This is a genomic window from Candidatus Omnitrophota bacterium, from assembly GCA_026387175.1.
GTDB lineage: Bacteria > Omnitrophota > Gorgyraeia > 2-01-FULL-45-10 > 2-01-FULL-45-10 > CAIMPC01.
The window spans coordinates 184781-199361 of sequence record JAPLME010000006.1; the positions used below are offsets into that span (position 1 = coordinate 184781).

A 14581-nucleotide genomic window follows, 5' to 3' on the forward strand; every position below is an offset into this window, starting at 1 on the left:
TAACTTATTATTTCATCCACTTATCATACCACATTTCAAACATAAAAAGCGCCCAAATTTCTTTTCTGGTATCATTTTTGTTCGCCAGGAACTCTTTTATAAGGCCGTCCACGTAGGAATAATTGAATATACCCTGCCGCTCGATCTTCGTCTTTTCAAAAGCGTCCAGCAGGAGCCCTTTAAGGTCTTCCTTGAGCCATTTGGCGACCGGGACCGCAAACCCCTGCTTCGATTTACTTATATTCTGTTCCGGAAGCTTACCCTTTAACGCCTCTTTCAATATCCATTTGGTGGTAAAATTCTTAAGCTTAAATGACGCCGGTATGCCGGTGACATACTCCGTAAATTCTGTATCCAGGAACGGCGCTCTGACCTCGAGAGAATTGGCCATGCTGGCCCTGTCAACTTTTGTCAGAATATCATCTGTCATATAAGTCTTCACATATATATATATCGCCCTGTCCAGGGGATCGAGCGCCTTTGCATTCTTAAAATATTTCTCTGTTATATCATATACATCCGGCCTGCGGGATGAATCCCCGCTGGGGATCAATAGGGCATCTTGCTCATCGGGCGTGAACGATCCTATCCAGGCCTGATGGCGGGTCGCCTCGGGAAAATCGAGGCCGCGAGAGAAACGCATTGCCTTAAAATAGAGGCTCATATAATCGTTTGACGGCTTCATACATTTTAGCAGCAGCTTCAAGGGCAACTTCTTTAAGGAGGCGGGGACAAAACCGAAATAGCTGTCCAGCTTATGCGCCATGAACGACGGATACCCCAGGAATAATTCATCTCCGCCGTCGCCGCCGAGAGCGACTTTGACGTGCTGCCTGGTGAATTTCGATACAAGATAAGTGGGTATTATCGATGAATCCGCGAAGGGTTCGTCCAAAAGATCCAGTATCCTGGGAAAAACGTCAAGCATTACCTCGGGGCTCAGTATCTCTTCATGATGGTCGGTTCCGAAATATTCCGCTACTCTCCTGGCATCGCTCGATTCATCGAAGGATTTTTCTTTAAAACCGATGGAAAAAGTCTTTATATCCTTGGGCTCCATAAGCTCGGCCATCATGCAAACGACGGCCGAGGAGTCGATTCCGCCCGACAGGAAGACCCCGAGCGGTACATCGCTTATGAGGCGCTTCCGCACGGATTCTTTTAAAAGCTCCAGAACGCGTAGGCGGACTTCTCTGTGATCGAATTTTTTTTGAGTATTGAAGCTGAGATCCCAGTAGCGGTCCTTATGGACCGCAGCGCCCTTTACAGAAATGCGCGAGCCGGCCTCCAGCTTGTAGATATTCTTGAATATGGAATACGGGCTCGGGACATATTCATATGCAAGGTATTTGCCGAGGGCATTCAGGTCTATCTCTTTCTTAACGGCAGGATGCTTCAGGAGGGCTTTCAATTCTGAACCAAATATGAATTGGTTATCGAAAGAAGCGTAATAGAGGGGTTTTTTACCGAAACGGTCTCTTGCTAGGAATAAGGTCTTCTTCCCTGAGTCCCATATGGCGAGGGCAAACATTCCGTTAAAATGTTTTACGCAATCTTCGCCGTATTCTTCATAAGCATGAAGGACGACTTCGGTATCGGAATTTGTATTAAAAACGTGACCCTTGCCCAGCAGGGCCGTCTTCAGCTCGATAAAATTATAGACTTCGCCGTTATAGACTATTGCCTTCGAGCCGTCATTGCTGAACATCGGCTGGTGACCGGTCTTCAGGTCTATTATGGATAATCGCCTGTGGCCGAGCGCGGCGGGCCCGCCAATGAAAACACCGGCATCGTCGGGGCCGCGAGGGGCTATCGTATCCATCATCGACCGCAGGATACCCTCCGATGGCCGCTTCGTACTATCGAAATGTATATAGCCGCAGATACCGCACATGGATTAGGAGTTAATGCTTATTTATGACTATGCCAGAGACCGGCTTCGGATAAAAATACGTCGCCTTTCTGGGCATCTTCTCGCCGAGCGACGCTATGCGCTTGACCTCAGCGACTTTTGTAGGATTCAGGAAGAACGCTATTTTGAACTTACCCTTGTCGACGGATTTTGCCGTCTCGCAGGGATCCTTTATAAATTCGATATTATCATCTTCATCACGGATACCAAGCACGTGCTGGAATATGAACATGTGGAGTATGGAGACGTCCAACTGCTTCCACTCTTTCGGTTTATCTTTAACCACATTATCGACATGGCTCATGCTCTTCAGCTTCAGAATATAGAATTGGCCCCGGCCCATATACATGCCGAAAACGTGAGCGCTCCGCAACTTGCCCAACTTCACCATCATCGCGTTCAAGCTCCCCGCCTTCTCGATCGCAAAGAACTTCTGCAAGCGCGCTATTATCTCTTCTTTCCGAAGGCCGCCTATATCCTTAGGGAGCCTGTGGGCCGGAAGAACGGTCAGCATATCTTCCTTAGCATCGACAAAATATACCATCACATATCCGGCGGCTTCTCTGGCGATTTTCGGCGCTCGGGAGCGCCCGAGCTCCTTGGAATACATACGCGTCACTTCAAACCTGTGGTGGCCATCGGCAATAAATGTGGGGGCGCTTCGCATGATAGCCTGTATCTTTTTTATATCCGCCTTATCATCGAGCCTCCAGGCCCGGTTTCGTATGCCTTCGAAGGATATGTCGATAAACGGCCGCTTCTCCGAGGAGGTCTTCTTTAATATCTTAAGTATGCTGTGCGGAGTATCCTCATAGAGGATAAATATCGGGCTTAGGTTAGCTTTTATACTTCTCATCAGATCGAGCCTGTCCACCTTTGGCGCATGAAGCGTATTCTCATGCGGCAGGACCTTATTCTTTCCCTCGTCCAGCGACATAAGGGCCATGAAACCTATTCTATCTATCGTCTTAGAGCCTTCCCTGTATTTCTGCGAATATATATAGATGGAATCTTTCTCGTCCTGCACCATCTGCTTGCCTTTTAGCCACAGATCAAAAAATTTCTTAGCGCGAGTATAGCGGTTATCAGTAGAAGAGTCCGAACTTTTTATCTTTCCGAGTTCGAGCTTTACAATATTGTAAGGGTTCGCGCGGTAAAGCTCGTCTTGCATTTTTTTGGGGATAATATCATAAGGGGGAGCAACGACCTTGGATAGACTGCCTACCTTCTTCTCATTGTATACTACGCCTTTAAAGGGCTTGATATTAGCCATACATTAACTACCGCTTGAAGGGCATCCCTTGCAGGAGCCGCCTCCGGATCCCGGGCAAGGCCTGTCAGACTTCGATTTCTTCTTATAATCGGTCTCGTAAAAACCCGTTCCCTTAAATATCACGCCGCTGCCACCCGCGATCAGGCGCTGAGTCTTGCCGCCGCACTTAGGGCATTTTCCGACCGGACGATCCGTCATCTTCTCGAACTTTTCGAAATGGCCACCGCATTTATCACATTGATAATCATAAGTCGGCATTTACTTCTCCTTCTATCATTTAAAGATCCTCTTCATCTTCTCTACGAACGTTCTGGCCAGCGGCCCCTTGCCGTCTTCCGAAACCCTGGCAAACTCTTTAAGCGCTTTCTTCTCGTCCGGATTAAGATTTGTAGGGACATCTATCTGGACCTTCACTATCTGATCACCCCTGCCGTAATCGTGCAGATGGGCGATTCCTTTATTTCTCAGCCGGAATTGTTTGCCGCTCTGGGTGGCTGGGGGAATCTTCATCATTATCTTGCCTTCGATAGTAGGGACCTCTATCTCGCCTCCGAATACCGCTGTAACATAGGCTATAGGAACTTCGCAATATATATCGGCGTCGTGGCGCTCAAATATTTCATGATGTTTTACATAGATCAATATATACAGGTCACCGCGCTGACCACCCCTCTCTCCCGCCTCGCCCTCTCCGTGTATCCTCAGCCTTGATCCGGAATCCACACCGGCAGGGATCTTAACCTTTATATTGCGTTTCGTTTTTATGCGGCCTCTGCCGTTACAGGCCGGACATGGCGTTCTTATTATGGATCCTTCGCCTCCGCATTTCCGGCATGTCTGCACAACACTAAAGAATCCATTTGAAGCCCTGACCTGCCCCTGTCCGTCGCAGTCAGGGCACCGCTCTTTCTTGGAGCCGGGTTTGGCGCCCGTGCCGCGGCATTCCTCGCAGGTCTCCTGACGAGGGATGGTAATAGTCTCCTCACCGCCGAAAGCCGCTTCGTCAAAAGATATCTCAAGCTGATATTCGAGATCCGACCCGCGCCTAGACCCGCCTCTGCGGGAAGAGCCGAAGATGTCGCCGCCGAAACCGAACCCCTTGAGAAGATCGCTTACATCGGCGCCGCCGAAAATATCCTTAAGATCATCGTAGTGATGGAAGTCCTGCCATTGGAAACCGCCCTGTTTAAAAGAGCTGTCGACTCCGGCATGGCCATACTGGTCGTAATTGGCACGCTTCTCTTTGTCTACGAGGACCTCATAGGCCTCCGACATCTCCTTAAATTTCTCCTCGGCTTCCTTCTTCTTGTCGGGAGTCACCCTGTCGGGGTGATATTTAAGAGCGAGATTCCTGTAAGCTTTTTTTATCTCATCGGTAGTGGCTGTTTTGCCCAGGCCGAGGATTTCATAGTAGTCGCGTTTCTCCATTATTTTTTCTTTTTATCTTTCTCATCCTCGGCTGTATATTCGGCGTCGATTATATCTTCACCCTGTTTGGGACCGGAAGCGTTTTCGCCGGGGCCAGGGCCTTCCTGCGAGGACTGCTCAGGGCCGGCAGCTCCGGCTCCGGGACCCGGACGAGGGCCGGAGGTCTTCTTATATACTTCCTCGGCTAACTTATGGGCCGCCTTTGTCAGCTCTTCCGTACCGCGCTTAATGCTGGGCAGATTCTTCTCTTTTATCGCCTGCTTCAATTCATTCAGGCGTGATTCTATATCCGCCCTATCCGATTGGCTTACTTTATCTCCGAATTCCTTCAGTGACTTCTCGGTCGAATAGACCAGAGCATCCGCCTGGTTCACCTGTTCGACCTCCTCTTTCTTCTTCGAGTCTTCGGCGGCATACTTCTCCGCATCCTTGATCATCTTGTCGATCTCTTCCTTGGAGAGCTTCTTGGGAGCGGTGATCTTTATCGACTGTTCCTTGCCTGTGCCAAGGTCCTTGGCCGAGACGTGCACGATACCGTTGGCATCTATGTCAAACCCGACTTCTATCTGGGGAACTCCGCGCGGCGCCGGAGGTATGCCTACAAGGTCGAACCTGCCGAGTTCCACATTACCTTCGCCTTCCGCCAGCTGGCGCTCACCCTGAATGACGCGTATGGTAACCGCCGTCTGGTTATCCGCGGCCGTGGAGAATATCTGGCTCTTTCTGGTCGGAACGGTCGTATTGCGCTCGATCAGCTTCGTATTAACCCCGCCGAGCGTCTCGATCCCGAGCGAAAGCGGCGTGACGTCCAGCAGCAGCACATCTTTCGTTTCGCCCTTCATAATGGATGCCTGGATCGCTGCGCCCAATGCCACGCATTCCATCGGGTCGACCCCGCGCTCGATCTTCTTGCCTACATAATCTTCTACGAACTTCTGGACTATCGGCATCCTGGTGGGGCCGCCGACGAGAATGACCTTGCTTATATCTTTGGCGGTGACTTTGGCGTCCGACAATGCCTGCTCGATCGGATGCTTACAGCGGTCTATGATGGGCTGCACGAGCTCTTCAACCTTGGCCCTGTTCAATGTCATCGTGAGATGCTTCGGGCCCGTCTGGTCCGCCGTTATAAACGGCAGATTGAGATCCGTCGACAAGGTGCTTGACAGCTCGACCTTGGCCTTTTCAGCGGCTTCCCTGACGCGCTGGACCGCCATCTTATCGTTCTTCAGGTCTATGCCCGTATCTCTCTTGAACTCTTTTACGATATAATCCACAAGCGTATTATCCATGTCTGTGCCGCCGAGCTGCGTGTCGCCGGATGTCGACATTACTTCAAATGTAGCCGCTTCATGCTCGGTATCCCATCCCATTTCAAGGATCGTAACATCGAGCGTGCCGCCGCCGAGATCGAAGACCATTATCTTCTGCTCTTTCCCCGCCTTATCCAGCCCGTATGCCAGACATGCGGCCGTCGGCTCGTTAATTATTCTTAATACTTTTAATCCCGCAATCTCTCCGGCGTCTTTAGTAGCCTGGCGCTGGTTGTCATTGAAATACGCGGGGCACGTGATAACTACCTCATTCACGGTATCGCCAAGATATGCCTCGGCGTCCTGTTTTATCTTCTGGAGCAGGAAAGACGAAATTTGCTGAGGGGTATATTCTTTCCCATACACCTTATACTTGAAGTCTGTTCCCATTTTACGCTTGGCCGCGAATATCGTGCCTTCAGGATTGATCGAAGCCTGTCTCTTCGCCGGCTCGCCGACCAGCTTCTGGCCGTCTTTAGTAAAGGCCACGAACGACGGAAACGCCTTACCGCTTGCCACTCCGGCGCCTTCAGCCGAAGGTATTATCACCGGGCGGCCCGCCTCCATATATGCCGCCGCTGAGTTTGAAGTCCCGAGATCTATTCCTATAACTTTTGACATATTTACCTCCGTTATTTTTTCTATATTATTTATTTTTTACGATCTTTACAGAAGCCGGACGCAGAAGCTTACCGTTAAGCCTATAGCCCGGCTTTAATTCGTCAACTATAATACCGTCCTCCTTATCGGGAGCTTCGACGGTTTCGATGGGTTCGTGCACATGAGGGTCGAACTTCTCCCCCACGGTCTTTATCCGCTCCAACCCTATATCTTTCAGAAAACCCTGTATCTGCAACTGTATCATATCGACACCGTCCTGCACCGCCTTAAAATCCTTTGCTTCCTTTATATGTTTTTCCGCTATCTCCAGATTATCTATTATCGGCAAGAGATCTAGGATAAAACCTTCGTTCGCATATTTGACGAAATCGATCTTGTCCTTTTCCAGGCGCTTCCGCACATTCTCAAATTCGGCATGGGCCCTTATATATTTATCGTTAAAGGCATCGCACTCCCCGGACTTCGCCTTTAGCGCCTCATATTCTTTCCTGGTAATAGTAACAAGCTCGTCTCCTTGCGGAGATGGCTGCGTGTTTTTATCATCTTTACCCTTACAACCGTTTTTATTATTCGGCACAGTCTCTATATCTCCATCTCATTGAATATGTCCGTCACCGCATCCGCCAGGAACTCGACCATCGGGATCACCTTTTCGTATACCATTCTCTTGGGACCGATGACTCCCAGCCTTCCGGATGCTTTACCTTTCACTTTATAGCTCTTCGTCACGATACTGCAGTCGCTTAAGGAATTCGAAAAATTCTCTTTACCTATATGTATAGTGACGCCGTCCGTTTCAAAATCATGCTTCAATAGATCCAACAGCTCACTTTTATGTTCGAGGTATTTGAGTAAAGCGTATAGCTTTCGCAGGTCCTGGAACTCCGGCTGCTCTATTATATGGCTTGTGCCGTCGAGATACAGTTTATCATACTGCGAAGAAAGCGTTAACCCGACATAATTCGTGACATTGGATATCATGTAAGACGTGCGTTCCAGGACATCTTCGATCGAGCGGGCCGCTGTGCCATACTGATCTTTCATGGAGCGCTTCGCCTCCAGCATGTTGACATTCTTTACATGCATCAGCAATTCGATATAGTAACGATAGCCTCTATCGGTCGGCGAGCGGCCGGCGGAGGTATGCGGCTGCATTATGTAACCCAGGTCCTCAAGGTCCGCCATCACATTGCGTATGGTGGCGCTCGAGAGGTCAAGCTTCCGCGAGATATAGCGCGACCCCACCGGCTCCGCCGTCTCGACGTAGCGGCGCACTATCATCTCCAGAACTTCCTGCTGCCTCTTATTCAATTCCCTGATCATGTTATGCACCTCATAAGCATTAGCACTCTACACCAATGAGTGCTAAATGTCAAGGGGATTTTCCGGAAATTCTTTACCCAGGAGCTCTTTCAGGCGCAGGGGGACCTCGGCCTCTATCAGGAGCTCATCGCCCACATACTCTTGTTTCCTGATGAAACCGTTTTCGTGAATCAGGTTGAGCGTCTTGGCATCGCCGGCGGAGATCTTGATATTGATAAGGGCGGTCAGGCCCTTCATATGCTGAAGAATTTTCGAGATGAAACCATCAAATCCTTCCTTTTTCAACGCCGATATCAAGACTGGAGCATCAAAATGCTTTTTGAGGCGTTCGATCACCGCATTATCCGCTACCTTGTCTATCTTATTAAGAACGGTGATCATAGGTTTATCGATCGCTTTTATCTCTTTCAATACATCATAGACTGCCTCGGCCTGTTCCAGGGCCTTTGGATGGCTCGAATCGACAATATGCAATATAAGGTCCGCTTCGGTCACCTCTTCGAGCGTAGCCTTGAAGGCCTCGATAAGATGGTGCGGGAGTTCTTTTATGAAACCGACCGTATCGATAAAGAGCACCTTCTGGTTATTAGGCATGATAAATTTTCTTACGGTCGGGTCCAGTGTGGCAAATAATTTATCCCGGACGACAACATCGGAACCTGTCAGCGCATTAAGAAGGGTCGACTTCCCGACATTGGTATAACCCACTATGGCGACAGTAAGCAGCGAATGCCGCGAGCGCTTCGTCCGCATCATATCTCGCCTCTTCCCGAGGCCCTCCAGGTCCTTTGTAAGTTTAGAGACCCTGGCTTTTATTTTGCGGCGATCCACTTCGAGCTTCTGTTCGCCCGGCCCGCTCGTACCTATCCCTCCTCCGAGCCTCGACATCTCGATTCCCTTACCCATAAGACGCGGCAGCATATATTTAAGCTGCGCGAGCTCCACCTGCAGCTTGCCTTCATTGGAATGCGCGCGGCGCGCGAATATATCCAGGATAAGCTGCGTCCTGTCGATCGTCTTTACGCCTATTACCTCCTCGAGGTTCTTCTGCTGTGAAGCGGTGAGGTCATTATTGAATATCACGACATCTATGTCCTCGGAGAGACATATCCCGGCCAGCTCTTCGGCCTTGCCGCTGCCTATAAAGGACGCGGGGCTCGGCTCGTGCCTGTGGACTATCTCCCGACGCACAACCTTGGCGAGCGCCGAAGCTGCCAGTTCGGCGAGCTCAGCCGAGCGCTCCTCCGCGCTCCATACATCCCGCTTACCGAAATCGACCGTCACCAGGACCGCGCGCTCCATATCATCGCACCTCTTTCATTATCTTATTTACTATCTTTGCCCCGGTATTCCGGGTGATGTCGTACCATTTTATTCTCTTGTCCGGACGAAACCAGGTGAGCTGGCGCTTGGCGAAACGCCGGGTATTCATCTTGACCAGACCCTTTGCGTATTCCAGGTCATACTCGCCGTCCAGATAATCCGCTATCTCCTTAAATCCCAGAACTTCCCTGGCCGTCTTCGACATTCTCTTCCTGGCCAGCCTCTTTGCTTCAACCACGGCTCCGAAGGCAAACATCTCATCGACACGGGAATCTATACGGGAATATATTTTTTCTCTTGGGGCGATGAGGCCGAATATCCGTATATCATAAAGGTCCTTTAATCCTCTGGTCGTCGACTTCAGCTCCGTCATCGTCCGGCCGGTCGACTCAAATATCTCAAGCGCCCTTATTATGCGCCGGACGTCATTAGGATGAATCTTCCCGGAGGATATCGAATCTATCTTCGCAAGCCGCTCATGCAGTTTTTTGGATCCATGGCGGGAGACGAAGGCCTGCATTCTTTTTCTGAATTTCATATCGGCCTCCGGACTCAAGAAGAGGCCGTCCACCAGGGCCTTCACGTAAAGACCGCTTCCTCCGGCGACTATCGGGATCCTTTTTCTATTTATAATGGCTTCGATTAACGGCATGGCCCTTTTTATAAATACGGCCGCGCTGTATTCTTTTTTTGGATCGAGGATACCTACCAGATGATGTTTCACCAGCGCCCTCTCTTTCTTCGACGGCGACTGGCTTAATATACGCATACCCCTGTAAACCTGCATCGAGTCACAGGAGATTATCTCTCCGTGGATTTTTTTTGCGAGAACCACCGCAAGGCGGGTCTTACCTATAGCAGTGGGACCGACTATGAACAATACGCATTTCCTGCGGGGCTTATTCATTAATCGCACGTGTCATCAGTGCAGAGGCTGGTACGGTAACCATCCGACTCCAGCTTAGAGGCCATCCTGGAAGCTTCATCTTTCGAGGCGAATTTCCCTACTTTAACTCTATAGAATTTGTCGCTTGAGAAGACAGGTATTGTCACGTAACTTTCATAGCCGCGGGCGGAGAGCCTCTTGACCAGCTTATCCGCGTTCCTCTTATTCTTGAAAGACCCTACCTGCACGGAGTGTATGCCCGGGCCGCTATACGGTGAAGGGGCTTTTCTGGCCCGTCTGCCTAACATTGGTTCTTGTGCAGTCGGGCAGGCCGTTATATTTTGAAGGGGAGAACTTACAGCCGGCGCTGACTTAGCTTCGAAGCTAAGCGGCGCTTTCGTCCTGACCATGGCATGATAAGAATCCGCCTTGTCGCGCAGGCCCATTTTGGCATAACACGAACTCAAGCGGCTGTACACTATCGCTATATTCTTATCTGAAGGATAGTTATCAGCTATCTCATTGTAAACATTGAGCGCCTTGGTATTATTGCCTTCGAGAAAGTACGAATCACCTACACCGAGGCGCGCGTCAAATACCTTCTTTGACCATGAATAGTGAGATATTATATAGTTGAAGCTCGCCCTGGCGTCGCTGAATTTATTGGCCTTAAGCTCACTCAGGCCTTTCAGGTAATATAGCTCGTCCTTCCGGCCCGATCCGGAGTTTATAAGCTCTTCCGATTCCGATATGACCGAGTTATATTTACCTTCGAGAAAATATTTCTCGACAACGGAGAAGCTTGCCGACGATGCCGCAAATAGCGGCTGCGCCGTAATAAAAACCGATACAAGAACCGATAATGATACCTTCCTCATCCGGCTATCCTCCCCCTTAGAGCGTAAGGCGTTACGGATTCGACCTCAATCTCCGCTAATTTTCCCGTCAGAGACACGCTTCCCTTAAAGACGGCCGGCTTATTCGTCCTGGTCCTGCCGATCAAAAAGGCCTTATCCTTTTTATTGGTTCCCTCTATCAGCACCTCGACTGTCTTATCCACAAGATATCTGTTTCGCTCCCCGGAAATACCGCACTGAAGCCTGCTGATGAATTCCAGGCGCGAGGCTTTCACCTCCGGAGGCACATCGTCCGGGAGCTTCGACGACTTTGTCCCGGCGCGCGGCGAATATTTAAACGTATAAGCGCTGTCGAAATTTATCTCTTTCAGTATATCGCACGTCTTCTTGAAATCGCCGGAGCTCTCGGACGGAAAGCCGACTATCACATCGGTAGTGATACTGCCGCCGGGAACCATTCTCTTATAATCTTCGGCTAATTTCAAATACTTTTTTGAATTATATTTTCTATTCATAAGCTTCAGGATACGGTCCGAGCCCGACTGTAGCGGCAGATGAAGATGCTCGCAGACTTTGTCGAGATCGCGCATGGCCCTGAATAGCTCCGTATGTGCGTCCCTGGGATGGCTCGTCATGAACCGGATGCGTTCTATGTCTTTTATCTTGTTTATATCCTTCAGTATATTTATAAAATCTTTACCGCACGCCGCCCTGTAAGAATTGACGTTCTGGCCCAGGAGCAGCACTTCCTTAAACCCGCGAGCGGCAAGGTCCTTCACTTCCCGAATGATGTCTTTGGCATCGCGCGAACGTTCCCTGCCGCGCACATACGGCACAATACAATATGAGCAGAAATTATTGCATCCCTCGCCTATCGAAACAAGCGCCTTAAATTTATTCTCGCGGTATTTCGGGAAAGCCTCGGGTTTCTTTTCATTGACCTTGTCGGCGGCTATTATACGGCATCTCTTCTTCAATACGTCCTTTATCAATCTCGGCAGGTCCGTCTCGTTGCCGGTTCCGCAGACGATATCTATTAACGGGGACCTGTCTATGGCCTTCGGCCCGTAAGCCTGGGCCGTGCAGCCCATAAGGGCGATCACAAGCTCAGTATTCTTCTTCTTAAGCTTTTTAAGACAGTCTATATTGTTGAACAGCCTCTCTTCGGCGTGCTTCCTCACGGAGCAGGAGTTGAATATGATAACTTCGGCAGTATCCATTGAATCGGACAGCCTGAATCCTTTATCAACCAGGATCCCCGCCACAAACTCCGAATCCCGGGTGTTCATTTGGCATCCAAAGGTTTTAATAAAAATCTTCTTCATAATTCTCTCAATTCTAACCCGACAAATCTAACCAGGTTATAAACTTTATAAACTTTTCGCATTATGCTTTTGCGATAAATTTACAGATATAACCGGTGATGATGCCTGTGTATGTTCCAAGTATATTCCCCAGGACCGCCATTAAGATCCCCACACATGCCAATGCCGGCTGATATACCGCCGCCACGATCGGCGCGGAAGCCGGGCCTCCGATATTCGCCTGGCTGGCAGTGACTACCAGGAACATCGGCGCGCGCACAATCTTCGCGGCCGCGACGAGGATCAAACCGTGCAAAATGATCACGCAAAAACCCGCTCCAATAAGCACTAAAGCAGCATTTAGATCGCGGATGCAAGCCTTAGCGCCGATAGTAGTAAGCACGAAATATAAAAGCCAGTACCCGACCGCTGTTGAGTTTGATCGCTCAAGTTTTCTTGCCGGAGTAAGCGATAACAAAACACCCAGGATCGAAGCAAAGATGATCGTCCAGGTATATACCGAGATCATATTCCTGACGGCAGGCATATAATAAGCGCATATCCTGGAGAGAATAACCCCAGCCACAACGGTAAAAATTATCCATGCGGTCCCTTTTACCGAAAAACTTTTTTTAAGCTCCTCTTGGAGGCTCAAATGCTGCTTCAGCTCCTCCATAACATTATTATCAACCTTGAACTTTTTATCGAAAATATTCTGCATCCCGACCGCCGCGATCAAAAACGCCATCCAGACATAAGGCACGACCGTATCCACGACAAGCATCGGAGCGAACACCTGCTCAGGAGCCCCTAACGCCTCCTTGACCGCTATCATATTAGCGCTGCCTCCGACCCACGAGGCGGAAAGCGCGCCAAAACCGCTCCACATCTTGTTACCGACTATGCCTTTAAAGAGATAAAAGACCGAAGGGATCGCGACCATTATGGAGACGCTGCCGATTAACATCATGAACAGAGCCTTTTTGCCGAGCCGCGAGATCGCCTTAAGGTCGGTGCCAAGCAGAAGGAGAATAAGGCTCCCCGGAAGCACATTAGCCGCGATGATATTATAAAATGGATTTTCCGTAGTAATGAGGCCAAGCGACGAGAAAAGCATAGGTATCGCATAGATCCAGAAAACCGGCGGGATGAAATGGAAATATTTCTTGAATCTCCGCATACTGGAAATACACAGAACGCAAAATTCGATGAGAACCAGGATAGCGATGACTGCGTAAGAATTCGTAACCATTTTTTAAGGTATTATACCTATCCCGCTTTTTACCCTACTGAGATCATACTCGCCGCTCCTTGAAAGGAATTTATGCTTATGCTTATCCTTCAAAAAGAACGGCGTATCCAGATCTACATAATCGATAAACCCCAGGCCGGAAGCGATATGCGCCGAACAGGTCATGGCAAGGGCGCTCTCCATCATACCGCCGATCATAAGGCCGATATGATTGGCTCTGGCCAAAAACGCGATCTCTCTTGCCTGCACCAGCCCGCATTTCATCAACTTGATATTGATAACATCGCAGGCCTTCTCTTTGACCGCCCAAACGGCATCCGCCATATTACTTACGCTTTCATCGGCACAAACCTTTGTCTTGGAAAGGCGGGTTACTTTTTTAAGCCCCTCCCTATCATCTTTGGGAACCGGTTGTTCGATGAGATCGGGAATGATATTGTATCTTTCAAGTTTTTTAAGGAACTTTAAGGTTTGTCGCGCGCTATAACCCTGGTTAGCGTCTAAATACAATTTTGCTTTTTTCGCAATCCTGGCAACCACTATCACCCGTGCTAGGTCAAGATCCATATCACTGCCGATCTTGATCTTGAACGCCCTGAAACCACGAAGGTAGAATTCTCTCGTCTTCTTCTCGGCGCTCTCTACTCTATCGATCACGATCGTGATATCGGTACGCAGCTTCACCGGCCTGTCTCCATACAATCGCCATAAAGGTATATTCAGAGAGCGCGCCAACGCGTCAAAAACCGCCATCTCGATAGCGGCAAGCGCGGCTTTATTATCCGGCAGCTGCCGGTGCAGCGCGGCCGAAATACTTAAATACTCAGCAACGTTATACCCCAGCAAACTTTGCCCGCACTTCTTAAGGTTCTCTTCCGTTTGCGATAATGTTTCACCGGTGATGTGCGTTGCCACCGCCGCTTCGCCAAAACCTGTGACACCATTATTGAGCTTGATCTTAAAAAGCAGATTATCCAAGGTATCATGCTGGCCAAACGCCGTGCGAAAAGGCTGGCTTAAGGGCGCCTTTAGCGGCGCAACTTCATACTGCTTGATCTGCATTCCCTTTTGTGCGGTCATGACTGCCAT

Annotated in this window: 13 protein-coding genes; all 13 read right to left on the reverse strand. The window is 49.5% G+C overall.

From position 1 onward, the window contains the following. Window positions 1–7 precede the first annotated feature (7 nt). Complete coding sequence (gene asnB / locus NTY76_02765) at window positions 8–1894, reverse strand: asparagine synthase (glutamine-hydrolyzing) (protein MCX5678011.1); 1887 nt, start codon at window positions 1892–1894, stop codon at window positions 8–10. A 10-nt stretch (window positions 1895–1904) separates the two neighbouring features. Continuing rightward, entirely contained in the window at window positions 1905–3185 is a 1281-nt protein-coding gene (locus NTY76_02770) for a DUF1015 domain-containing protein (GenBank protein ID MCX5678012.1), read from the reverse strand. Window positions 3186–3188: 3 nt separating this feature from the next. After that, window positions 3189–3443 carry a zinc ribbon domain-containing protein gene (locus NTY76_02775; protein ID MCX5678013.1) on the reverse strand — a complete coding sequence of 85 codons (255 nt, stop codon included), beginning with the start codon at window positions 3441–3443 and terminating at the stop codon, window positions 3189–3191. 15 nt (window positions 3444–3458) lie between these two features. Beyond that, window positions 3459–4613: a molecular chaperone DnaJ gene (dnaJ, locus tag NTY76_02780; protein MCX5678014.1), complete on the reverse strand. Its 1155-nt coding sequence runs from the start codon at window positions 4611–4613 to the stop codon at window positions 3459–3461. Further along, entirely contained in the window at window positions 4613–6547 is a 1935-nt protein-coding gene (gene dnaK / locus NTY76_02785; GenBank protein MCX5678015.1) for a molecular chaperone DnaK, read from the reverse strand. The genes dnaJ and dnaK overlap by 1 nt, the downstream gene beginning before the upstream one ends. 25 nt (window positions 6548–6572) lie before the next feature. Next, window positions 6573–7124 (reverse strand): nucleotide exchange factor GrpE, encoded by a 552-nt coding sequence (locus NTY76_02790; protein ID MCX5678016.1) that lies wholly within the window; start codon window positions 7122–7124, stop codon window positions 6573–6575. Between the two features lie 5 nt (window positions 7125–7129). After that, window positions 7130–7870, reverse strand: a complete 741-nt coding sequence (locus tag NTY76_02795; GenBank protein ID MCX5678017.1) for an HTH domain-containing protein — start codon at window positions 7868–7870, stop codon at window positions 7130–7132. Window positions 7871–7912: 42 nt separating this feature from the next. Next, the gene (gene hflX, locus NTY76_02800; GenBank protein ID MCX5678018.1) at window positions 7913–9172 is read right to left on the reverse strand and encodes a GTPase HflX; all 1260 of its coding nucleotides are present in this window, start codon (window positions 9170–9172) and stop codon (window positions 7913–7915) included. 1 nt (window position 9173) lies between these two features. Continuing rightward, entirely contained in the window at window positions 9174–10073 is a 900-nt protein-coding gene (gene miaA, locus NTY76_02805) for a tRNA (adenosine(37)-N6)-dimethylallyltransferase MiaA (GenBank protein MCX5678019.1), read from the reverse strand. Window positions 10074–10099: 26 nt separating this feature from the next. Continuing rightward, window positions 10100–10957: an SPOR domain-containing protein gene (locus tag NTY76_02810; protein MCX5678020.1), complete on the reverse strand. Its 858-nt coding sequence runs from the start codon at window positions 10955–10957 to the stop codon at window positions 10100–10102. Beyond that, window positions 10954–12261, reverse strand: a complete 1308-nt coding sequence (gene miaB, locus NTY76_02815; GenBank protein ID MCX5678021.1) for a tRNA (N6-isopentenyl adenosine(37)-C2)-methylthiotransferase MiaB — start codon at window positions 12259–12261, stop codon at window positions 10954–10956. The genes NTY76_02810 and miaB overlap by 4 nt, the downstream gene beginning before the upstream one ends. Before the next feature lie 61 nt (window positions 12262–12322). After that, window positions 12323–13492: a DUF819 family protein gene (locus tag NTY76_02820; GenBank protein ID MCX5678022.1), complete on the reverse strand. Its 1170-nt coding sequence runs from the start codon at window positions 13490–13492 to the stop codon at window positions 12323–12325. A gap of 3 nt (window positions 13493–13495) precedes the next feature. Then, window positions 13496–14581 carry a dipeptide epimerase gene (locus NTY76_02825; protein ID MCX5678023.1) on the reverse strand — a complete coding sequence of 362 codons (1086 nt, stop codon included), beginning with the start codon at window positions 14579–14581 and terminating at the stop codon, window positions 13496–13498.

Excerpts from the sequence above, each read along its gene's own strand:
- asnB (MCX5678011.1), bottom strand. The coding sequence starts at position 1,894 with ATGTGCGGTATCTGCGGCTATATACATTTCGATAGTACGAAGCGGCCA.
- dnaK (MCX5678015.1), bottom strand. The coding sequence starts at position 6,547 with ATGTCAAAAGTTATAGGAATAGATCTCGGGACTTCAAACTCAGCGGCG.
- NTY76_02820 (MCX5678022.1), bottom strand. The coding sequence starts at position 13,492 with ATGGTTACGAATTCTTACGCAGTCATCGCTATCCTGGTTCTCATCGAA.
- miaB (MCX5678021.1), bottom strand. The coding sequence starts at position 12,261 with ATGAAGAAGATTTTTATTAAAACCTTTGGATGCCAAATGAACACCCGG.
- NTY76_02775 (MCX5678013.1), bottom strand. The coding sequence starts at position 3,443 with ATGCCGACTTATGATTATCAATGTGATAAATGCGGTGGCCATTTCGAA.
- dnaJ (MCX5678014.1), bottom strand. The coding sequence starts at position 4,613 with ATGGAGAAACGCGACTACTATGAAATCCTCGGCCTGGGCAAAACAGCC.
- NTY76_02810 (MCX5678020.1), bottom strand. The coding sequence starts at position 10,957 with ATGAGGAAGGTATCATTATCGGTTCTTGTATCGGTTTTTATTACGGCG.
- NTY76_02825 (MCX5678023.1), bottom strand. The coding sequence starts at position 14,581 with ATGGCAGTCATGACCGCACAAAAGGGAATGCAGATCAAGCAGTATGAA.
- NTY76_02770 (MCX5678012.1), bottom strand. The coding sequence starts at position 3,185 with ATGGCTAATATCAAGCCCTTTAAAGGCGTAGTATACAATGAGAAGAAG.
- hflX (MCX5678018.1), bottom strand. The coding sequence starts at position 9,172 with ATGGAGCGCGCGGTCCTGGTGACGGTCGATTTCGGTAAGCGGGATGTA.
- NTY76_02795 (MCX5678017.1), bottom strand. The coding sequence starts at position 7,870 with ATGATCAGGGAATTGAATAAGAGGCAGCAGGAAGTTCTGGAGATGATA.